25 protein-coding genes and 1 riboswitch are annotated in these 18616 nt (G+C 50.3%); of the genes, 15 read left to right on the top strand and 10 right to left on the bottom strand.

Annotated elements, in window-relative coordinates:
* Positions 1–38: 38 nt before the first annotated feature.
* Positions 39–117: riboswitch (ZMP/ZTP riboswitch) on the top strand.
* A 60-nt stretch (positions 118–177) separates the two neighbouring features.
* From ACFQI7_RS25115 to ACFQI7_RS25095, 5 genes are all read left to right on the top strand, one after another.
* A complete protein-coding gene (locus ACFQI7_RS25115; protein WP_218099714.1) occupies positions 178–807 on the top strand; it encodes a DJ-1/PfpI family protein in 630 nt (209 codons plus the stop codon).
* 66 nt (positions 808–873) lie between these two features.
* The gene (locus tag ACFQI7_RS25110; protein ID WP_218099713.1) at positions 874–1314 is read left to right on the top strand and encodes an NUDIX hydrolase; all 441 of its coding nucleotides are present in this window, start codon (positions 874–876) and stop codon (positions 1312–1314) included.
* A gap of 12 nt (positions 1315–1326) precedes the next feature.
* Positions 1327–1569 carry an FAD-dependent thymidylate synthase gene (locus tag ACFQI7_RS25105; RefSeq protein ID WP_377517803.1) on the top strand — a complete coding sequence of 81 codons (243 nt, stop codon included), beginning with the start codon at positions 1327–1329 and terminating at the stop codon, positions 1567–1569.
* A 320-nt stretch (positions 1570–1889) separates the two neighbouring features.
* A complete protein-coding gene (locus ACFQI7_RS25100) occupies positions 1890–2366 on the top strand; it encodes an FAD-dependent thymidylate synthase (protein WP_329958239.1) in 477 nt (158 codons plus the stop codon).
* Positions 2367–2475: 109 nt separating this feature from the next.
* Positions 2476–2850, top strand: a complete 375-nt coding sequence (locus tag ACFQI7_RS25095; RefSeq protein ID WP_218099712.1) for a winged helix-turn-helix transcriptional regulator — start codon at positions 2476–2478, stop codon at positions 2848–2850.
* Positions 2851–2909: 59 nt separating this feature from the next.
* Here the strand turns inward: ACFQI7_RS25095 and ACFQI7_RS25090 are convergent, their stop codons facing one another.
* Entirely contained in the window at positions 2910–3980 is a 1071-nt protein-coding gene (locus ACFQI7_RS25090; RefSeq protein ID WP_218099711.1) for an SDR family oxidoreductase, read from the bottom strand.
* Between the two features lie 212 nt (positions 3981–4192).
* Between ACFQI7_RS25090 and ACFQI7_RS25085 the strand changes: the two genes are divergently transcribed.
* From ACFQI7_RS25085 to ACFQI7_RS25060, 6 genes are all read left to right on the top strand, one after another.
* Positions 4193–4723: a GNAT family N-acetyltransferase gene (locus ACFQI7_RS25085; RefSeq protein ID WP_218099710.1), complete on the top strand. Its 531-nt coding sequence runs from the start codon at positions 4193–4195 to the stop codon at positions 4721–4723.
* 58 nt (positions 4724–4781) lie between these two features.
* On the top strand, positions 4782–5627 hold the full coding sequence (locus ACFQI7_RS25080) for a DMT family transporter (protein WP_218099709.1): 846 nt from the start codon (positions 4782–4784) through the stop codon (positions 5625–5627).
* Positions 5628–5656: 29 nt separating this feature from the next.
* Entirely contained in the window at positions 5657–6223 is a 567-nt protein-coding gene (locus tag ACFQI7_RS25075; RefSeq protein ID WP_218099708.1) for a GNAT family N-acetyltransferase, read from the top strand.
* A gap of 152 nt (positions 6224–6375) precedes the next feature.
* Positions 6376–6732, top strand: a complete 357-nt coding sequence (locus tag ACFQI7_RS25070) for a GNAT family N-acetyltransferase (protein ID WP_218099707.1) — start codon at positions 6376–6378, stop codon at positions 6730–6732.
* The gene (locus ACFQI7_RS25065) at positions 6726–7214 is read left to right on the top strand and encodes a GNAT family N-acetyltransferase (protein WP_218099706.1); all 489 of its coding nucleotides are present in this window, start codon (positions 6726–6728) and stop codon (positions 7212–7214) included. The genes ACFQI7_RS25070 and ACFQI7_RS25065 overlap by 7 nt, the downstream gene beginning before the upstream one ends.
* A 141-nt stretch (positions 7215–7355) precedes the next feature.
* Positions 7356–8045: a glycerol-3-phosphate acyltransferase gene (locus tag ACFQI7_RS25060; RefSeq protein ID WP_218099705.1), complete on the top strand. Its 690-nt coding sequence runs from the start codon at positions 7356–7358 to the stop codon at positions 8043–8045.
* A gap of 117 nt (positions 8046–8162) precedes the next feature.
* On the opposite strand, the gene ACFQI7_RS25055 is transcribed toward ACFQI7_RS25060, so the two are convergent.
* The 3 genes from ACFQI7_RS25055 to ACFQI7_RS25045 all read right to left on the bottom strand — a co-directional run bounded on the left by ACFQI7_RS25055 (position 8163) and on the right by ACFQI7_RS25045 (position 10314).
* The gene (locus ACFQI7_RS25055; protein WP_218099704.1) at positions 8163–8984 is read right to left on the bottom strand and encodes a helix-turn-helix domain-containing protein; all 822 of its coding nucleotides are present in this window, start codon (positions 8982–8984) and stop codon (positions 8163–8165) included.
* 261 nt (positions 8985–9245) lie between these two features.
* Positions 9246–9539, bottom strand: coding sequence for a beta-lactamase family protein (locus ACFQI7_RS25050; RefSeq protein WP_230415048.1), 294 nt, complete (start codon positions 9537–9539; stop codon positions 9246–9248).
* A gap of 268 nt (positions 9540–9807) precedes the next feature.
* Positions 9808–10314, bottom strand: coding sequence for a VOC family protein (locus ACFQI7_RS25045; protein ID WP_218099702.1), 507 nt, complete (start codon positions 10312–10314; stop codon positions 9808–9810).
* A 191-nt stretch (positions 10315–10505) separates the two neighbouring features.
* Here ACFQI7_RS25045 and ACFQI7_RS25040 point away from each other — a divergent pair, with 191 nt between their 5' ends.
* The gene (locus ACFQI7_RS25040) at positions 10506–10844 is read left to right on the top strand and encodes a DsrE family protein (protein WP_218099701.1); all 339 of its coding nucleotides are present in this window, start codon (positions 10506–10508) and stop codon (positions 10842–10844) included.
* A gap of 82 nt (positions 10845–10926) precedes the next feature.
* Here the strand turns inward: ACFQI7_RS25040 and yedF are convergent, their stop codons facing one another.
* From yedF to ACFQI7_RS25025, 3 genes are all read right to left on the bottom strand, one after another.
* On the bottom strand, positions 10927–11196 hold the full coding sequence (gene yedF / locus ACFQI7_RS25035; RefSeq protein WP_218099700.1) for a sulfurtransferase-like selenium metabolism protein YedF: 270 nt from the start codon (positions 11194–11196) through the stop codon (positions 10927–10929).
* Position 11197: 1 nt separating this feature from the next.
* Positions 11198–12454, bottom strand: a complete 1257-nt coding sequence (gene yedE, locus ACFQI7_RS25030) for a selenium metabolism membrane protein YedE/FdhT (RefSeq protein WP_230415046.1) — start codon at positions 12452–12454, stop codon at positions 11198–11200.
* A gap of 122 nt (positions 12455–12576) precedes the next feature.
* Positions 12577–13371, bottom strand: coding sequence for a hypothetical protein (locus tag ACFQI7_RS25025; protein ID WP_218099699.1), 795 nt, complete (start codon positions 13369–13371; stop codon positions 12577–12579).
* A 125-nt stretch (positions 13372–13496) separates the two neighbouring features.
* Between ACFQI7_RS25025 and ACFQI7_RS25020 the strand changes: the two genes are divergently transcribed.
* On the top strand, positions 13497–14018 hold the full coding sequence (locus ACFQI7_RS25020; RefSeq protein WP_218099698.1) for an RNA polymerase sigma factor: 522 nt from the start codon (positions 13497–13499) through the stop codon (positions 14016–14018).
* Positions 13999–15654, top strand: a complete 1656-nt coding sequence (locus ACFQI7_RS25015) for a DUF4179 domain-containing protein (protein WP_230415083.1) — start codon at positions 13999–14001, stop codon at positions 15652–15654. The genes ACFQI7_RS25020 and ACFQI7_RS25015 overlap by 20 nt, the downstream gene beginning before the upstream one ends.
* Before the next feature lie 170 nt (positions 15655–15824).
* Here ACFQI7_RS25015 and ACFQI7_RS25010 read toward each other — a convergent pair whose 3' ends face one another.
* Positions 15825–16328, bottom strand: coding sequence for a PSP1 C-terminal domain-containing protein (locus tag ACFQI7_RS25010; protein WP_218099696.1), 504 nt, complete (start codon positions 16326–16328; stop codon positions 15825–15827).
* Positions 16325–16636: a PadR family transcriptional regulator gene (locus tag ACFQI7_RS25005; RefSeq protein ID WP_218099695.1), complete on the bottom strand. Its 312-nt coding sequence runs from the start codon at positions 16634–16636 to the stop codon at positions 16325–16327. The genes ACFQI7_RS25010 and ACFQI7_RS25005 overlap by 4 nt, the downstream gene beginning before the upstream one ends.
* A gap of 208 nt (positions 16637–16844) precedes the next feature.
* Between ACFQI7_RS25005 and ACFQI7_RS25000 the strand changes: the two genes are divergently transcribed.
* The gene (locus ACFQI7_RS25000; protein ID WP_218099694.1) at positions 16845–17219 is read left to right on the top strand and encodes a hypothetical protein; all 375 of its coding nucleotides are present in this window, start codon (positions 16845–16847) and stop codon (positions 17217–17219) included.
* A gap of 61 nt (positions 17220–17280) precedes the next feature.
* On the opposite strand, the gene ACFQI7_RS24995 is transcribed toward ACFQI7_RS25000, so the two are convergent.
* On the bottom strand, positions 17281–18603 hold the full coding sequence (locus tag ACFQI7_RS24995; RefSeq protein WP_218099693.1) for an ABC transporter substrate-binding protein: 1323 nt from the start codon (positions 18601–18603) through the stop codon (positions 17281–17283).
* Positions 18604–18616 lie beyond the last annotated feature (13 nt).

Below are 18616 nucleotides of genomic sequence, written 5' to 3'. Positions count from 1 at the left end.
TATTGAGATTATTGAAATAATCTGTTAGCTTAATGGTAACGAGTATGCGTGACTGGCGTAACGCAGGTCACTGCGGGGGAGCGCATATTTCATAAGCCGTACGCCTGGGCAAAGCATTTGATCGTTCGATCAGGTGCTGTTTTTATTTTCAGACAATGAAAGGTCAGGTGCATGGACATGAAGATGGCTTTCGTTTTGTTTGACAAGATGACGTCATTGGATTTCATCGGCTTTTACGAGGCGGTGTCATGGCTAAAGATTCTAAAGGCCAGAGAAGGCGTGTCATGGGATCTGTGTGCCAATAAAGACGAGATAACGGATGACCGGGGGATGACACTAAAAATACAACATGTTCTCCCGGATCTATCCGGATATGACTTGATCTTTATTCCCGGCGGGATGTCCACCAGACAACTGAGATACGATACGGAGTTTATTTCCTGGATTCGGAGCGCAAGCGATGTGGAATACAAAGTGTCGGTTTGTACCGGGGCTTTGCTGTTAGGGGCGGCGGGATTGTTAACCGGAAAACAGGCTACAACGAACCCGTCTGCCTATGAGCTGCTGACGCCGTATTGCGCGGAAGTCGTTAAAGCCCGCATCGTCCGGGACGGGAATGTGTTCACGGGCGGCGGCGTCTCCGCCTCCATCGATTTGGGGTTGTACTTCGTCGAATCTTTAACCAACGCGGATATCGTGCAGCACGTTCAAAAGATGATGGACTACCCGTATTATCGGCCAGGTCAATTGGCCAATGTGGTCATGCCTTACGGTTCGCCTCGAAACGCATCGCACCCCTTCAGGTAAAGCCGCTATAGGCTGGACTTTGAGTCGATTATATGCATAATATTGAACAACCCAAAGGGAGGGGAGGTGATTGAAACGGAATACGCCTATGGAGGTATCGTATTTAATCATGAAGGGAAAGTACTTATGCGAAGTCCGAGCGGTTATTGGGGAGGGTATGTATGGACATTTGCGAAGGGTGGAGCTGACCCGGACGATCGATCGCCTGAAGAAACCGCATTAAGGGAAGTTCTTGAGGAAACCGGGCATGAATGCATAATCGTCGCCCCGATCCCCGGGGAGTTCCAATCGGATACATGCGTAACGAAATATTTCTTGATGAAGCCGGCAACGCGTATAGTACCGCATGATCACGAGACGCAGGAAGTGCGATGGGTGACCCCGGACTATGCCTTCGATATGATTCGGCTAACCAAGACCGAAAAGGGGAGAAGCCGGGATTGGAACGCTCTGCAGAGCGCAATTCAAACAAAATTATTATACAAGCAATATTTTAGACCATTTTGAGGGGGAAATCGAATGTCGTTTATAAAAGTGCTGAATGAAGGTTATGTGCGGCTGGTGGATCATATGGGTTCCGATTTGACCGTTGTCAATGCCGCCCGAGTATCCTATGCCAAGGAATCGCCGGAGCTGAGCGAACGAGACATCAAGCTGATCAAATTCCTTGCTCGCGAAGGGCATACGTCGCCATTTCGTCATGCGATCGCGCAATTCGAGGTATATGCGCCGCTCATGGTAGCTCGGCAATGGTTAGATTAATTGTAGATTATCAGTATAGCCTATACGAAAATACTGGAAGTTACAATATAGCCCCAACGGTCAGTGATGATCGTTCGGAACCGCGTGAACTCAGGGAACGTCTAAGGCCTAAAAAGCTATGATAACCCTGAGCCGAGCCTTATATAAGTGGTTACGACTGCTAATAGGGAAGGTGCAACGACTATCCTTTAAGGAGTAGGGTTCAAGCGAACTCGAAGCGCGCGGCATCTCTAAATCGAGATGATGATATAGTCTGTGCTTGCAGGAAACTGCAAGAGATATGACGGAAGCGGTCATGTCGTAACATAACAGGGAAATATGTGGTCGGCTCCGCCCATTATGAAGGCACCGGCGACAGCCTGGATGCTTGGAATGAGTCAAGCCGCCGTTACATTACCGAGGAACCGGTATTCTACATCCCGCAAGCCGATGAGTGGAGGTCCAAGCCGGAGAATTCCAAACAGGGGAGCGGGGATCCAATCGCTTGGGAACTGGGCGAGAAGCATACACGAGAGTTGATGAACTACATCGAGCTAGGGATACAAAAGTACGAAAACGCTTTGGCCGACGGCATTTGCGCCGAGCAAGCCCGATTGTTTTTGCCATCTTACGGCATGTATGTACGGTGGTACTGGACCGCTTCCGTTCAATCGGTTGCACACTTTTTGGCGCAGCGGCTCGAGCACGATGCTCAAAAGGAAATTCAGGATTACGCCAAGGCGATTCTTGAGCTTATCAAGCCGATTTATCCGATTTCTCTAGAGCAGCTCATTTCGGATGGAAGCAAGGAAGGTTAATCGTGGTTAATGAAATATCGACTCAATTGTTTCCCTAACGCAGGATACTTTCGTTGCTTGCAAAGACGTACTTGAGGCGATATCGTTAAGGCAAGGAGGCGTACGAACGATGTCTACATCAGGTAAAACCTACAATACGGCGGTGGAAGCAACGCTTGAAGTCATCGGGGGCAAGTGGAAGCCGGTGATTTTGTTTTATCTCACCTTCGGCAAGAGACGCAACGGCGAGCTGATGCGCCTTATGCCCGCAGTGACGCAGAAAGTACTGACGGAGCAGCTGCGGGAGCTAGAAGAGGATGGAGTCATTCAGCGAATCACTTACAATACGGTCCCGCCTAAAGTGGAGTATGAGCTGACAGACTACGGTTGGAGCTTAAAGGAGATCCTCCATCTGATGTGCAAATGGGGCGATACTCACATTGAGCGCGTGTACGGCGATCAAGCTACGGTCCTGTCCGAAGCCGCACTGCGTTCAGACGGTTAGCGTACGGACATAAGGAACCGGTCTCTGCTATTTAGAGACCGGCGTTTTGTCATGACCGGTTAGGGGATCACTTTGCGTCTGCGAAGGTCATCGAAGATGTCTAGGAACATCGTTTCCGTATCAATGAATTCATGAAAGCCGAAACGGCGTGCTTTGGTCCCGTCGGCAAAAAAATCGTAATCCCAGGAAAACACAAAGTCGCCAAACCGCCAAGAGGATACATCCTTGTAGGTGTTATTCTCGAGGCCATATTTTTGCACCATGGCGTCCCATAACGCTTCCTTGTCGGCCATGATCACTTCCAGTGACATCGGCAGTGGAGGCGCTGTCTCGAGCTGGAAGTACGCGGCAATCTTGGGCCACAGCTCATTCCATCGGAAAAGATCGCCGTTCGTAATATTGAAAGCCTGATTGGCGCAGCGCTCGTCCGTTGCCGCCCATACCGTTGCTTTCGCAAGCAGCCCGGCATCGGTCATCTCCAGCAAGCTGTGGTAGGCGCCGGGTTTGCCCGGAAAACGAAGAGGCAGCCCAAGCTCTTTCGACATCGACGCGTAAACGGCGATGACCATGGCTAGGTTCATGGGATTCCCAAGCGCGAACCCGCACACGACGGAAGGGCGAAGCGCCGACCAAGTCCAAGCTTTGCCATGCTGCCGCTGCTCTAGGAAGTTCTGTTGATCGATGTTAAACTCCGGCGGCATATGGTTGGCGTCCGTTTCGCGAGCCGGCGTCTTGAACGGCCCGAGATGCGCTCCGTACACTTTAAAGCCCTGCATCAGACTAATATGCTGCAGTCCGGCGGCGACCGGCTCGATCGCTTCGACCACATTAACGAGCATGGCGAGATTCGGAGCAACAAGCTCCGCCCATGTCGGGCGGTCCTGGTAGGCTGCGTAGAAAATATGCGTCACTTCTGTCAGGCGGCTCAGCTTGTCACTGCTGTCAGCGGGGTCAAGCAGATCGGCGGCGACGTATCGCACACGGTCGGATGACATGCCGCCTCTCCGCGAAACCCCGATAATGTCCCAATCCGGCAGCATGACGAGATAGTCGATCAGGTTCCGTCCGATCACGCCGTTTGCTCCGACGACAAGTGCTACTTTGCGAGCTGCTGTTTCTGTACTGTTCATATGAATTTCTCTCCTTTTTCTGTTGGGATATACTCACATTGTGCACCCCCGCATCGTTGGTGAAAAGTACGCACTTTGAAGTCATATAGTAACCTTGAGGTAATGTAACGTCGCAGGCAATTTGACTAAAATCAATTTTTCCGCAATACCGTTGGAAACGCATGGTAAAATAGAGTTAAATGAGGACACGTCTTTTTAGAGGAGAGCATACTATGATTTCTATTTTTCCAATGAAGCTTGAGGATTCGTATCGAATTCGCGACATCGACCGGTCGGAGATCATCGAACGAGTGTATCGATGCCACGAAGGAGTACTTGAAGCAACCGCAGCAGGGCACCTATGCCCGAACTGGAGCGAAGACGATTACCGTGAGATGATTTCCCGCTACGAGAATGAGCTGGCAAACGGCGGGACCGCTTTCGGAGCATTTGACGGGGAGAGGCTGGTCGGATTTGGCGTTCTGGCTCATCAATTTCGAGGCAACGACAAGAGCCAGCTTCAGCTCGACCTGATGTATGTGACGCGGGAATACCGCAGACAAGGGATCGGGCGACGACTCCTCGAAGCGCTGAGCCAAGCGGCGATTGCGCAAGGGGCGAAATCTTTATATATTTCATCCACCGAAACAGAATCGGCAGTGAGATTTTACACAAGCTGCGGTTCCATGCTAACGCGGGAAGTGGATAAAGAATTATTTGAAAAAGAACCGTATGACATTCATATGGTGAGAAAATTATGCTAAGCAGCGAAAACATCGGCGTTATAGCATTCTCTGGCCGCGGAAGGCGGCGAATCCCCGTATGAGTATAGCCATACTCCTCGTGCTCGGTTCGGGATTTTTGCATTCGGTCTGGAATTTATATACGAAGAGAAGCATAAACAAAAATGTTTTTTTGTGGTTTTGTCAGCTTATCGCGATCGTAATTTTTTTACCTTGGGCTGTTCTGGAATGGGATAGCAGCGGGCTAACGATAACCGGCTGGGGGGTCATTGTTGCGTCCATGATCGTGCACGGCCTGTATGTACTGCTGCTCGCTGCTGCCTATACCGTAGGCGACTTGTCCCAAGTGTATCCCATCATGCGGGGAACGAACCCTTTACTTGTACCGATTCTAGGGGTAACGTTGCTGAACGAAAAGTTAACGGCTCCGGGATGGATGGGAGTACTGGCTATTGTCACAGGTATTGTGCTGCTGAGCAACGTCAAGCCGAAGCGCAATGAATCGGTATCATTCAAGGCGCCATTGTTGGCACTAGCCGTAGGAATATGTATCGCCGGTTACATCGTAATCGATAAGTTGGCATTGCAATATGTATCGGCTGTCGTTTTAAACGAGGCGACCAATATCGGGAATTTGCTTGCTCTTTCTTGGGCGACTTTTAAATCGAGCGGTATACAAACGGAACTGCGAGCCAACTGGAGGATCATGCTGCTTGGCGGGTTGATTGCACCAGGTGGATACGTATTGTTCTTGTTTGCTTTATCGCTTGCTCCTGTAGCCCAGCTCGCTCCAATGAGAGAAATTGGAACCGTATTCGGCACCGTTATGGGAGTACTCATTCTTCGCGAACAACAAGGAGTAAGACGGTTAATTTCCTCCGTATTCATAACGCTAGGGGTGATCGTCGTAGGAGTCTGGGGTTAAGTAAAAATAAGGAACAATGAGGTGACGGCATGCAGCTCATGCGCAAAGCAACGATAACGGACCATCCGTTTTTAGTTCACATTGACCTGAAGAACGACGGGTACACCGTCTCGGATCAAGCTGAAATGACAACACAGCAACTTGAAGCACATAGTAACAAAATTGAACGCTTTCTCACAGATCCCAGTAAAGGTGCCTTTATTGTCGAGGACTCCGCTCTGAACAAACCGATTGGCATGATTATGTACAACATAGCCAACAGGGACGTGACGTATCCTTGGAAAACCGTATACAGTGAGATCGACCGGGCATTATTTCAAAGCGACGGCCGATTCATGGAAGTTTTTCAATTATGGGTCCATCCGAACTACCGAAGATTGGGGCTGGCGACAAAGCTGAAACGCAGGCTGGAAGAAGAAGCTAAGAGCCATCAAGTGAATTTGATTTATACCCATACCGAAGAAGCCAACCACCATGTGATCGAGTTGAACGAAAAGATGGGTTATCGTAAGGTGCGGCGCGGTCCGATTTGGGATGACGTCATTCGCATCAGCTTAATTAAGCAATTAAGCGAACAACAAGATGAGGGAATGTGATGAATACAAACGGAATCCCATTAGAAGGCGAAAGAGTCAAGCTGATTCCTCAGCAAATGAATCATGTAGACGATATGTTTTTTAGCGGTTGACACCGACTGCTCGTTTCGGGAGCTGGACAGTAAATTCAATCAGTTGAAAGGAAAGGATTTATGAAGCTGCTTCCAAAGTCCGATTATGGATATATTAGCGAGATCATTAACAACTCGTTTCATTGTCACAATGTATTCGTATATTCAGTAATAGACCATCATCAACCCGGCGAAATCTATGTAAATTGCTCTAGCAAGCCGACATCAGGATTAGTCGTACATCGCGGAGGTTCCTACTATGTTTTTGGCGATCCTTCCGACGTCAGTTTTCATAGCGCTCTTATTGCTTTCTTAAAAAACCGGTCCAATCATGGCAATTATTTCGATCTATATGTATCGTCGATGGACTGGATTCGGTTGTTGGAACAAGCGCTAAAAGGACTAGTCGTGCGGTTAACGCGAACCATTATTTGTTGAACGATGAGGTTAAAGTAGATAATCCTATTGCAGTACCTGAAGGTTACGAAGTAATACCGATTGATTCTCCGCTTTTCAACATCTATCAAGATAAGATAGATACAACGTACAGTCTACTTTGGGAATCAGATGAGGAATATTTGCAAAAAGCGTTTGGATTTTGTTTAAGAACCAATGGAGAGCTCGCTAGTGTATGTAATACGTCTTTTGTAGGCGGAGGGTTCATTGCTCCAGATATCCTTACTTTAAAGAAGCACCGAAGAACGGGACTGGCAACGATCGTATGTACCTTTTATGTTCAAAAAAGCAGGGAGCTTGGACTTACGCCATACTGGAACTGTGATGCAGGGAACGATGCTTCCAACAGCTTGGCCCAACGTTTAGGGTTTATTAAGGTATGCGATCTGCCTATATTGTGGTGGCATGAAAATCCCAAAACCATAGCGTCCTACTTGAAAAAGTATCATTACTCAGTTGATTGATTATGAACAGAGATGGGAAAAAGGTTATAGAGCTGATCGATTCAAATTAGGTTGCAAGATGGATCACCACATTTTAATCCTTTATTTTTCCGGAGTTCCAATGCTAGAATTCAAGTAATATTGCAATTGGAAAATGCTAACATGGGAGTCAACGAACCCATATCGCAGGGAGTGACCGGAATGATCGTGCTGAATTACGGGTGGCAGCTCGCCCTTGTCGTATTATTTAGTTATTTTGTCGGTAATTTTTGCGCTGCCATTTTTATATCCAAAAAGTTTATTCGCCAGGATATCAGGGGGATGGGAAGCAAAAACGCCGGCACGACGAACATGACTCGCGTATTCGGTATGAAATATGGAGCCGCAACGCTGCTGATTGACCTCCTTAAAGGATTTGCATGCGTGCTGGTCAGCAAATGGGTCCTTACGTCCATCGGTGGGCCGGATGCAGGCATGCTTGCCGAATATTTGGCCGGCCTTGCCGTCATATTGGGTCATAATTACCCTGTCCTGCTTGGCTTAAGGGGCGGCAAAGGGTTTGCATCGGGTATAGGGGTGTTTATTGCCGTCAATCCGCTGTTTACATTCATCGTACTGCTCCTGGGAGTCATTATGCTGTTCATTGTAGATCGAATGTCGGTGTTCGCTCTAGCTTTTTTTGCGGTAGAAGCCATTTATTATTTCATCGTTCATGAGCATTGGTGGATACCTTTATTCACAGGCGTATATTTCATATTAGCCGTCATCGCCCATTGGCCCAATATTATTCGATTGGTGCGCGGCGAAGAAAAGAAGCTTGGATTACTGCGCCTTATTGCAAAGGGAAGATAGTCCTCCGGATAGGGCGAGGGTAGGGGGGCGATGAACCGGCCGTCGTCGACAAGCCCCGCGTCGATAAGAGCAGGCCGCCGAAGTTTGATTCGGCCGCCTGCATTTTGTATATCATTCTCAAGCTTGCATTTTTTGGACGACAATATCTCCAAGTACCGACCGGTCCAGAAATGGAGCAAATGGAGTAAGGAATGCGAAAGGCAGCCGTCCTGATTCCACTGCCTTTACAAGCTTGAGAAGATGCTCTTTTTTCAAAAAAGGAGCTAGACTGCTCATTTTTTTGTTATCCAAATGCCCCTCGATGCATCGATCGACCAGCCAATCGAAAGTTTCCGGCGAGCTGAAAGGAGCAAGCTTGGAGACCGTTTTCCACTCGAGATTTTTTTCGTGAACGATCATAACGAGCTTTTGAATCCATTCTTTCCCCAAAAAAGGAGCGAGTCCGGCTAATTTCTCTACGTCGTTCGCCCCTTCGATGACATTTTCGGCCAGATGGTGCAGCGTATCTTGATGAAGAAAAGGAGCGAGCTTGATCAGCTCCTTCACCTGAAGCGTATCTTTCTCCATATGATCGACAATATGATCCAGCGTGCTCGCTTTAACCAAAGGCGCGATCGCCACCAGTTGTTCCGGATCGCTTTGCCCCGTATTGATCAACTCGGCCACTTTCCCCGGCTGTTCGTTAGCCAGTTGCTCGACTATGGCCCCGAGGCCGCGCGCTTCCTTACGCTCGCCGCCGTGGAGCAAATCGTCGACGGATACTTGAAAAAGTTCGGACAATAAAGGAAGCGTCCCGATGTCAGGCATGGAATCGCCTCGTTCCCATTTGGACACGGCTTGATGGCTTATATTCAACTTTTCTGCCAATTCCAATTGAGTCATATCTTTTTCTTTGCGGAGACGCGAAATATATGCGCCGATCTTTGAAATATCGAGCATGGATGAACCTCCCTAAAAATAGTTCAGAGCGCTCTGTTCGTAATCAGGTTATCATACGGATTCGGTTCAATCTATCAATTGTTGGTTGAATCTCCAAAAAAACAATTCCACCTGCAGTTGAATGATGCCTGGAAAGGGGAATGGCCGGTATGAGGAATCCGCTGTTTATTTCAGGAAGCGGGTAGAAGGATCTTAACAGAATACGTGTAAACAAAAAACCAAGCCCGTGGTGGACATGTGGGCTTGGTTTTTGATTTGTCCTTATTTTATGCCGAAGGCGGCCATTCCGATGTTGAGGCCCAACAGATTTTGATCCTGAGCCGCGGTAAACACCTTGGTGATGCTGCCGATGCGGAATCTGCCGTCGGCCCGCGCAGGGGCGTTGGAAGCGATATCGGCTACGCCGGATGCTCCCATCCAGCTGTCCGTCGGGGTTCCAACGTAGACCAGGGCCGCCGTGGCTTTCGAGTTCGGTAGGCCGGAGAGCACTTCACGCATCGCTCCAGGGTCGAGTGGAGGAAGTGTAGTTTGTGCGGCTGCGGTAGCAGTACTCACGGTCGGTTCCTTCACCGCGGAGGAAGCGGAGATTGACCCTGCAAAACTGCCCGTTGTTAACATAATGGCAAGGATAGAACAGATTGCTTTTTTCATAAGAATGACGCTCCTCATATCGTTGTTTTATAGTCTTAGTGTACGATGTGAGGAATTTTCAGGAAATAGCCGGGAGTCGAGACTTCATCTAGGCTAAGGTCCAGTGAAATTGCAACATGCTCTTCCTGCCGTGTCGGTTTCTCCGCTGTTAGTTCAAGAAGCTGAATCTTTTTTAACCTTCATACGCCTGCCGTAAAGCATTCATATCGATTTTGGCTTTTGTTTGCAGCAATACGTTCATCACTCTTTGCGATTGTGCAGGATCGGGGCCGCTGATCATCTCGCTCAGGTCGGCAGGAATCACTTGCCACGATACGCCGAACTGGTCCTTTAGCCACCCGCACACTTTGGCCTTCTCATCCCCGCCCTCGCCAAGCATGTCCCAATAATAATCGATCTCTTCCTGCGATTCGCAGTGGACGATAAACGATATGGCCTCCGTAAATTGGAAATGCGGCCCGCCGTTTAAGGCAACGAACTGCTGCCCTTCCAACTGGAATTCGACGGTCATGACCGTCCCCTCCGGGATCCCGTGGACTTCGGCCAGTTCCGATTTTCCATGGCGGGTAATTCTACCGATCTGGGCATCTTTAAAAATAGATACGTAATGCTTCGCCGCCTCTTCGGCCTGTGTGTCGAACCATAGATTCGGAGTGATTTTTTGAATTTTCGTTTTCATACGGCCAACTCCTTCATTTTATGTTTGCTTGGTTATCCCTGGAAGTTACTTCTACAGTTTGATATTAACAAAAAATACGAGCGGACGTTTCTTATTGATTGCGGTTTTTATAGCCCAATGGGAATCGGCTAAAAGAAAGCATTTCTGATACAATGGAACAGGAACCGATATTATTCAAGGAGGACGTTGCGATGCGCAATAAAGTGATTTTGCTTAGTACGGACAGCTGGGGAAAAGGCGACGGGGAGCTTGGGCAATCGATCCTGGAATCGTTCTTTACGATTCTCAAGCAGGAGGAAGGGAAGCCGGCCGCTATTTTTTGCATGCATCGAGGGGTGCTTGCCTTAACGGACGCATCCGTCGCATCGCTGCATCTGAAAGAAATTCAGGAGCAGGGCGTACCGGTGCTCGCTTGCAAAACATGCGCCGATTATTACGGAGTGTCGGACAAGCTGTACGCCGGGGAAATATCGACGATGAAGCGTTTCATCGAGCTTTCGGCCGAGCACGAAGTGTTTACGATTTCTTAAAAGAATGCCTTGAATCGAACCGCGTAAAAACGAAAACCTCCGGCTCCGCTAGCGGAAGCGGGGCAGGAGGTTTGGGCGCTGCTTAAGGCTTTAAAATATAAAAGCGGATCGTCGGTCCGTCCGTCACCGGCACGCCGAGCAGCACATACCCGGCACGCCGCGCTTCTTCCGGCACGGCATGGAACGATTGTGGGCAATCGGCGATGACCTCCAAAATTTCCCCTTTTCGCAGCTGTTCCATCGCATCCAGACTATAGACGACGGGGTAGGGGCAAGGCTCTCCTTCCAAATTCAACGTCATGGTCGGTTGGATTTGCTCCGGCTTGTAGTCTTCCGCCCGAAGTGGATTCATCTTAAGCCATCTCCTTTCTCGCCACGCCGGCTTTCATTAGCACGGTTTGACCCTTGCGGTCCGCTTTATAACGGACGCGCTTCTCCCAAAAGAATGCGAATAGGTAGAAAGCGAGCATCAGCCCGACGGTGGCGAAAATCGCTCCGCTCCAGCCCCACTCCGATACGAGATTGTATTTTGGGTAGCCTTCCACCAGCTTCACATATAACGACCAGTGATCCCATCCCCATGCCAGCAGACCGGCGCCTACGATGTTGCCTGCGCCGACCACAACGTATTGCAGTTGGCCTTCCATCGCGCGGTACATCCATCCGGTTTCGCAGCCTCCGGCGACGACGATCCCGATGCCGAACAGCAGTCCGCCGATCAGCGCGCCCGGGCTGGCCCACATAATTTTTTGCGGAACGCCGAGCGAAATGATGACGGAAGTGCATAACGTTGCGGCGATGATGCCTACGGAAAGCGCCTTGGCCATCGTGGCGCGCCCGGTGACCCACAAATCGCGGAAGGCGGATGTGAAGCAGATTTGCCCTCGTTGGATCAGCAAGCCGAAGGTTACTCCGAACATACCGGCCAAGGCCAGCTTCGGTTTACCGGCTGCGAACTCCGTTGCGATAAAGACGACGGCTGCCGCCAGCACGACCAGCCCGATCCAGGGCTGGACCTTCGGCGTAGTGGATACCATCGAACGAGGCCTGGGGGCTGCTTTCTCAAGCTTCGGTTTGCCCAGCAGCAGCGGGTGCAGCACCAGCTTCACGCCGATCCAAGTGCCGATGCCCATCCCGAGCATGAAGAGCCAGGCATGGAACGAGAATTGCGGAATGCCCGTAAAAAAAGAAGCGAGGTTGCAGCCCATCGCAAGACGCGCGCCGAACCCGGCGATGATGCCGCCGACGAAGCCTTGAACGAGTCTGCGTTTTTGCTTCGGAAGGCGCAGCTTGAACTGCCCTGCCATCAGCGCGCTGAGCAGGGCGCCCAGAAACATGCCGGTGACGACCCAGCCGTCAATCCGGTCGATGGGACTGCCCTCCAGATGCATAATTTGTTCAATGTACGAAAGCTTGTGAGGGTCGATTCCGAACCACTCCATACCGTGGCCGGCAAAACGGGTAAATTCACCCGTTACCGCCCAAAACGTGCCGGTGACCCCAAAATAGAGCGCACTCAGCACACCCGCGATGACGGTGACCAACATCGGGTTCCAAAACCGTCCGAACAGCTTCTGACGAAGCTCGGGTATCATGTGAAACAGATTCAAGCCCATTCTCCTCCTTTGGGATAATGAAAACCAAATCCTATTGTAGCAAAATTTTTCCCGGATGCGGTGGCTTAAAAAAATAAAAAAACGGAAGTACGCCGACGCATACTTCCGCTCTTCATTCAAGCTTCCGCTTTTTGAATTTTAGCCGGATTGTTGATTTTGTAAGGCACGGGATGCTTGGTCAACTTCTTGGCTACGACTTTCGCTTCGAACGTTATCGCGTCGCCGACGCTGAGCTCCAGCTTTTTCAGCGTATTGCTGTAGCTGGACCACGCGGCGCCGAGCTCGATGGCAGGATCCACGATGGATACCGCCTCGTAGACGATCACTTCATCGTCGGTTTCGGTGAAATGGTTCGGCACGGTCGTGAACTGCTGAACGGTGGCGGTCATCTTGACTTTCTCTTCAGGCAGCTCAATTTTTGCAGCCTTTCCCTTTTTCGCCTTTTCCTTCGGCGGTTGTTCGGCCTTAGGCTTGTCCGCCGCGGCTTCTTCGGCCCCTGATGCGTCCGTTTCTTCGCCGGTAGAAGCATCGATTTCAGACTCCGGCGCTTTCGTTTCCGCGGCGACCGGAGCCGCTTCCTGCTCGGCCCCTAGGTCAGCCGTCTCCGGTGCGGCGGTTTCCTCCGTCACCGTTCCGACCTTCTGTCCGTAATTCGCGGCCTGCATCTCTTTCAGATACGAAGGGTGAATGCAGTGCTTTTGCCCATTCTCGAGTTCAATGACCGCCGTCATCTCATCGACATATCCGACAATGGTGCAGGCCAAGTGGAGGCTGCCCCGCTTGTAATAAAATGCTTTCGTTTTGGTCGCTTTCTCGGACAGCAAGCCCCATTCTTTGCACTGATCCATCTGCGCCGTTTCGTCTTCAAAGGCGCTATACGTAATGGGCTCGATCGTGAATGCATATCCCATCGTTTTTTCCACCTTTCATTGCGGTTAGAAACATTTTATCATTTTCATAGCGCAATGGGAAAATCAAATGAACCTTTTGACGGCTGACGTTGTTTATAGGTCAGAAACGGAAAGGAGGGCACAGCTTGACGGAGAAGGAGTTATTTCAAACATACAGTAAGGACGTTTACCGAACATGCTATTATATGTTGCACCATGCCGCCGATGCGGAGGATGTGTGTCAGGAAGTGTTTATGACCGTATTCCGGCACGACTGGAGGAAGGTCGAATATTTGAAAACATGGCTGATGCGCGTAACGGTAAATCACTGCCTCAACCATTTGAAGAAAGATAGCCGTGCCAGAACCAAACAAAAACGACTCGAGCTCGAGCCTGCGCCGGTGACGGAGAAGGCCGCCGAGACGATTGCCGAGGAACGGGAGACCGTAACGGAAGCGATGCTATTGCTGCGCAGGCTGCCCGGGAAAATGAAGGCGGTCGTATCGCTTCGGTTTTTGAACGAATGCAGCTTGAACGAGATCGCGGACATTCTCGGCATCCCGGTTGGGACGGTCAAGTCGCGTTTGAATAAGGCATTGAAGCTGATGAGGCTGATGATGATTAAGGGGGAAATTCATCGTGGAAAGGATGAGAAGGCATATGGATAAAGAGGAGCAAACTTTTTCCAGATTGATAAACGAAGACAAGCAGCTGGAATACCCGGACTTTGACGCGATGTGGAACCGGCTGGAGAAGACGCTGCCCGGGCCCGGCGATAAGCTGCAGCCGGTAGATATGAACGCCCCGAAGCGCAGGCGCCTTCGCAAAGCAGCAGTGATCTCGATTCTTTCCGCGGTGCTAGTGGCTACCCCGGTAGTAGCGGCCATCTCGTATAACTGGGACCAAATCCTTTCCTATCGCAGCGGAATTCAATCTGCGCTGCAGCAAGGCTTGGGGCAAAGCATTGAGAAGTCGGTGACGCAGGACGGCGCCAAGCTGACCGTACATACCGCCATCGTGGACGATAACCGGACGGTACTGCTGTACAGCTTGAAGACTGACGGCGGTTCGGAGAAGGACAGCTTGTACTTTGCCAAGATGCAGCTGACGGATAGTAAGGGCAACGTCATTGAAGGACGGCACAGTCAGTCATGGGATCAAGCGAACAAAGCGTGGACCGGCTATTTCGAGACGGAGTGGACGCCGGAAGGTCAGGAAGCCGACGTTCGATTCACGGCGCAAAAACTGCAATCTTTTTCCTCCGTGCAGCGCGATATTGCGTTTCGGCCGTTCGAGAACAAATCGCAATTGTTCGATATTCAGCAGGACGGGATCGGCAAGCTGACACTGCAGCCTTTTATTCAAGGGGATAAAGTGATGTTCGCTTCTGCGGTTGCTTTTAGTGACGCGGATGCCCAAGCTTGGTCGCATCCTCGGATCGGCGTGTTCAAAGGGGATACCCTCGTCAAGGACGCGGCTTCCGGCGTATTCGGCAAACCGGGGGAGCATGGGGAATACACCGGCCAACAGCATTTCGCGGTAAGCGATTTGCAGGAACCGACCGTCAAATACAAGCTGCTCTATACGCGGGAGGATCGGCGGATCGACAAAACGTGGACCTACGATCTACATTTGGATAAAAAGCAGATGCTGAGCGGTACCATCAAAAGGAATTTGAACATTCCTATTGCGCATGCGGAGAAGCAAATGGTGCTCAAGGAAATGATTGTGACGCCGACGCAAATCCGGATCAAAGCCAGTCATGAGAAATATTTGCGGTTCCCGTTCGTGAACTATGCTTTGGAAGTGAACGGCAAAGTGCTGAACGGAGGCATTTGGTACGGGGGAGACAATCGCGAGGAAACGACGTTCCGCTTTGAGCTTCCTCCAGGACTGCAAGTGACTGAGCAGACGCAGATGACGCTCATCGCCAAATATGAGGTGCTCGAACACAGAGACGCCAAAGAACCGATCCGTTTGAAAGGCATAACCGAGCAAAAACAAACCTCGACCACGCAGGTCGGCGGCTATGATGTAAAATGGACCTACTACAAGCAGGACGGAAATCTTTACGTGCAGAGCGAGTCCGCGGACCCAAGCTTTGGCGGGATCAATCAAACGTACATGGGTACTGGAAAAAGTTCCATCGTTGGCAGGCGTGTGAGCGCTAATATGTATGGTGACGGCAACAACCAGTCGATTGATATGTACCCCAACTTTACGGGAACGGATGCGGAGCTCTATATTTTCTGGTATTATACCGATAATCCGTCCAAAGAATTGCGGGTTGATGTGAAAGGATAACGGGATCGACTTAGTTTGGCGTGGAACCGGCTGTTGCGGTAGCCGGTTTTTGGTTGATGTAGGCTATTGTTTGAACGGCCGAAGCCGTGTAAGCATTCGAACGGCGCGATTATATGGGTCAATTTGGAGGATTAGAGGAGCTACCGCGGCAGCTCCTTATTTACATGGTATCATACCGTTGCCTCATGAGAGTCTGCTTGCGGTATGGGAGTCATGCGTCCTGTTTGTTTTAACTGAATCCGTTGGTTGTAAACGGATCCTAAATCTTTGCATAACGGTCCCAACTCGAGACGATGATCCGCCCGGAAATAAAAGGTCAGCGTTGGCTTTTGATCGACAAATGAAGGGGCGTACGCAACATCGACATATTGCATCATCAATTGATGCTTAATGATGCCCTCTTCCACTACTTTTTGGGCCAACGTTTTATCGATCGCACCGGATTCAAATGGTGATTGCATGCTTGCAGCTCCTCCTTTTAAGGGAATAGTCTGAGGAAGATGGTTGTTTTTGACATTATGATATATATGCGCATCCACAGCGCCAAGGATCATATCCAATATGTCGGCTGCCCGAGACTTGTCGTATTGCTCCAACATCGCTATGAATTCCTCTTCATATCGGTCGCGCCATGATTTCGGATAAAGGCGTATGAGCCATTTCATAATGTTCATGTCATCGCCAGCCTTTGCAGACCGACTTCGGCAATGCGGCTTAAGCTGGTGAGCTGCTTTCTTAACGCATCCGCCCCCAATGGCGTGATGTTGTACGGCCGCCTCCGATCCTCCGATTCGAGCGAGATAATGAATCCTTGCTTCTCCAACCGGGAAATCGCACCATATAACGTGCCCGGTCCAAGGCGTACGCCGGACATCGCTTCGATATCTTCCATCATGGCATAGCCATGCTTAGCGCCGCCTGCGAGGCTTGCCATAATGAGTACGGACGGATCGGAAAACCGGTCAAAATCGGCAGTCCCCATGTAAAGGTTCACCCCCTATATTATTACGTAAGGCGATATATCACCTAACGTAATAATATTCTATTTTTTTGGGTTTTGCAACTTCCAAACTGCGAAACTTTTTCCAAAATTATCCGTACCGTGCTGTAATATAAATAAACGGGGGTTCATGGATCGATCCTGAATCGGGAGGAAGTCGGATGAACCGAAGAATCGGTATCAACCGCTGTTGTACTTCGCATTGTTTTGGGCCGGGGCGGAGCTGTATCCGCCGCTTTTCCTGCTTTTCATGCCCATGTCCATTTTTGGCATCATGATGTCGCTGTTGAAGACGAATCAGGCGACGGAATCGGGCAAGCCACTCCAATTTTATGCAGGCTTTATGTATTTAATCTTTTCGGTAGCTATGTTCCCCGCCAGCGCCTTTTTGATTATTTTCACAACCGGATCGGATTATTACAAAAATCCGCTCGTTGTGATCACGCTGCTTATTCTCCCTACCATTGCTGCAGCAATCATTGCCGCACGGCAGCATGCCTTCGAAGGAGGCAAGCAGGGTTTTGCCCGGATGTACAGAGCGATCATGAGACGTCCGTGGATGTAGTAAAAGCACCCCGGCCCAGAACCACGAAGCGGCTCCAAGTCGGGGTTTTGAATAATGCAGGCTACTGATTCTCTTGAATGAACTTGTTCGCTTTTTCCTCGGCTTCCCGCAGCACCGTATTGACGTCCTTTTTATCGAATGCCATGCCTTTGGCGGCCTCGCTCAGAAACGGGTACAGCTTTCTGTCATATTTGGTCGCCTTCGGCAGCGGAGCCGGCTTGACGGTGAAAATGCCCTGAAGATTTTTTCCTTCATACAGCTTCGTATCGATCGATGCGTCTTTCTTGAGCGCGGGGTCTTTGAGCACTGTAAGGCGCGTTCCTTTGTTCATCGTTTTTTGCGCTTCCTCGCCGATCAATGTGTGGATGGCGGCATAGGCCGCTTTCTTGTTTTTGCTGTTCGGCGTGACCAGCGCCAGATGGTAGTCGATTTCCCGGCCGATGCCCGGCTTGTCATCGAAGGACGGGAACGAAACGAGGTCCCAGTTGAAGTTTTTGCCCGCTTCCTTGAGCTGCGGAAGGCGCGCCGTGGTGGAATCGTGCCAATAAGGGAACATGGCGGTCTTCTGTTCCTTCATGAAGTAGTCGATGCCGTACGTGTATTTTTTTTGCGGCTCGACGATCCCCGGCACTTTATATAGCTGCTCGTAGAGGCCCAATACTTTTTTATAAGCATCCGTTGTCAGGGCCGCTTTTTCCTGCTTCGCATCCACGACGCCCAATCCGTAAGGCCGTGTCAAAATCGACGGATTTTGCAGATCGAGACCGATATATTGAGTCCCTTGATCCATGCGGGTGACCTTGCCTGCAAGCTCAATCATTTGATTCCACGTCATGCCGTCCTTCGGATAAGGAACGGCGAATTTGTCGAAGATGTCTTTGTTATACAGCAGCAACCCATAGTTCATCGCATAAGGCATGCCGTAAAACTGTCCTTTATCGCCGTAGCTTTTCGTGACGTTAATCGTTTCCGGCTCGAATTTGCCGAGATCGATCTTCTCCTGCTTGATCATTTCGTTCAAGTCGGATACAAGCCCCAGCTCCACCATATCGTATAGAAAATAGTTGCTGGTCAAGATCACATCGGGCACTTCGCCGGCGGCGATGAGTTTGTCGAGTGACGTACCTGTGACGAGCTGCGTCGCAATGTTCGGATATTTGGCCTGGACCGGTTTCGTTACGAGCGCATCCAGATCGGCACCGTTCAGCACCCCTGCGCCGTTGGAGAAAAAAGTGAGCGTCACCGGCTCATTATTGTATCGGTCGGGATTGACGGCTTCGCCCGCTTTTCCGGGTTCAGCCGCTTCCTTTCCACAGCCGTTCAGCGCGAGTGTGCCGAGAAGAGACATGCCGAGCAATAGTGGTATCGCTTTCTTTTTGTTCATTGCAACCCCTCCG

It is taken from the genome of Paenibacillus allorhizosphaerae (genome assembly GCF_042659105.1).
Classification (GTDB): Bacteria; Bacillota; Bacilli; order Paenibacillales; family NBRC-103111; genus Paenibacillus_G; species Paenibacillus_G allorhizosphaerae.
This window is presented reverse-complemented; position numbering and strand designations above follow the sequence as displayed.

Excerpts from the sequence above, each read along its gene's own strand:
- ACFQI7_RS25055 (WP_218099704.1), bottom strand. The coding sequence starts at position 8,984 with ATGCTCGATATTTCAAAGATCGGCGCATATATTTCGCGTCTCCGCAAA.
- ACFQI7_RS25045 (WP_218099702.1), bottom strand. The coding sequence starts at position 10,314 with ATGAAAACGAAAATTCAAAAAATCACTCCGAATCTATGGTTCGACACA.
- ACFQI7_RS25105 (WP_377517803.1), top strand. The coding sequence starts at position 1,327 with ATGTCGTTTATAAAAGTGCTGAATGAAGGTTATGTGCGGCTGGTGGAT.
- ACFQI7_RS25115 (WP_218099714.1), top strand. The coding sequence starts at position 178 with ATGAAGATGGCTTTCGTTTTGTTTGACAAGATGACGTCATTGGATTTC.
- yedF (WP_218099700.1), bottom strand. The coding sequence starts at position 11,196 with ATGAATCCACTTCGGGCGGAAGACTACAAGCCGGAGCAAATCCAACCG.
- ACFQI7_RS25090 (WP_218099711.1), bottom strand. The coding sequence starts at position 3,980 with ATGAACAGTACAGAAACAGCAGCTCGCAAAGTAGCACTTGTCGTCGGA.
- ACFQI7_RS25005 (WP_218099695.1), bottom strand. The coding sequence starts at position 16,636 with ATGGGGACTGCCGATTTTGACCGGTTTTCCGATCCGTCCGTACTCATT.
- ACFQI7_RS25085 (WP_218099710.1), top strand. The coding sequence starts at position 4,193 with ATGATTTCTATTTTTCCAATGAAGCTTGAGGATTCGTATCGAATTCGC.
- ACFQI7_RS25095 (WP_218099712.1), top strand. The coding sequence starts at position 2,476 with ATGTCTACATCAGGTAAAACCTACAATACGGCGGTGGAAGCAACGCTT.
- ACFQI7_RS25075 (WP_218099708.1), top strand. The coding sequence starts at position 5,657 with ATGCAGCTCATGCGCAAAGCAACGATAACGGACCATCCGTTTTTAGTT.
- ACFQI7_RS25025 (WP_218099699.1), bottom strand. The coding sequence starts at position 13,371 with ATGGGATATGCATTCACGATCGAGCCCATTACGTATAGCGCCTTTGAA.
- ACFQI7_RS25070 (WP_218099707.1), top strand. The coding sequence starts at position 6,376 with ATGAAGCTGCTTCCAAAGTCCGATTATGGATATATTAGCGAGATCATT.
- ACFQI7_RS25060 (WP_218099705.1), top strand. The coding sequence starts at position 7,356 with ATGGGAGTCAACGAACCCATATCGCAGGGAGTGACCGGAATGATCGTG.
- ACFQI7_RS25015 (WP_230415083.1), top strand. The coding sequence starts at position 13,999 with ATGAGAAGGCATATGGATAAAGAGGAGCAAACTTTTTCCAGATTGATA.
- ACFQI7_RS25040 (WP_218099701.1), top strand. The coding sequence starts at position 10,506 with ATGCGCAATAAAGTGATTTTGCTTAGTACGGACAGCTGGGGAAAAGGC.
- ACFQI7_RS25010 (WP_218099696.1), bottom strand. The coding sequence starts at position 16,328 with ATGAACATTATGAAATGGCTCATACGCCTTTATCCGAAATCATGGCGC.
- ACFQI7_RS24995 (WP_218099693.1), bottom strand. The coding sequence starts at position 18,603 with ATGAACAAAAAGAAAGCGATACCACTATTGCTCGGCATGTCTCTTCTC.
- ACFQI7_RS25080 (WP_218099709.1), top strand. The coding sequence starts at position 4,782 with ATGAGTATAGCCATACTCCTCGTGCTCGGTTCGGGATTTTTGCATTCG.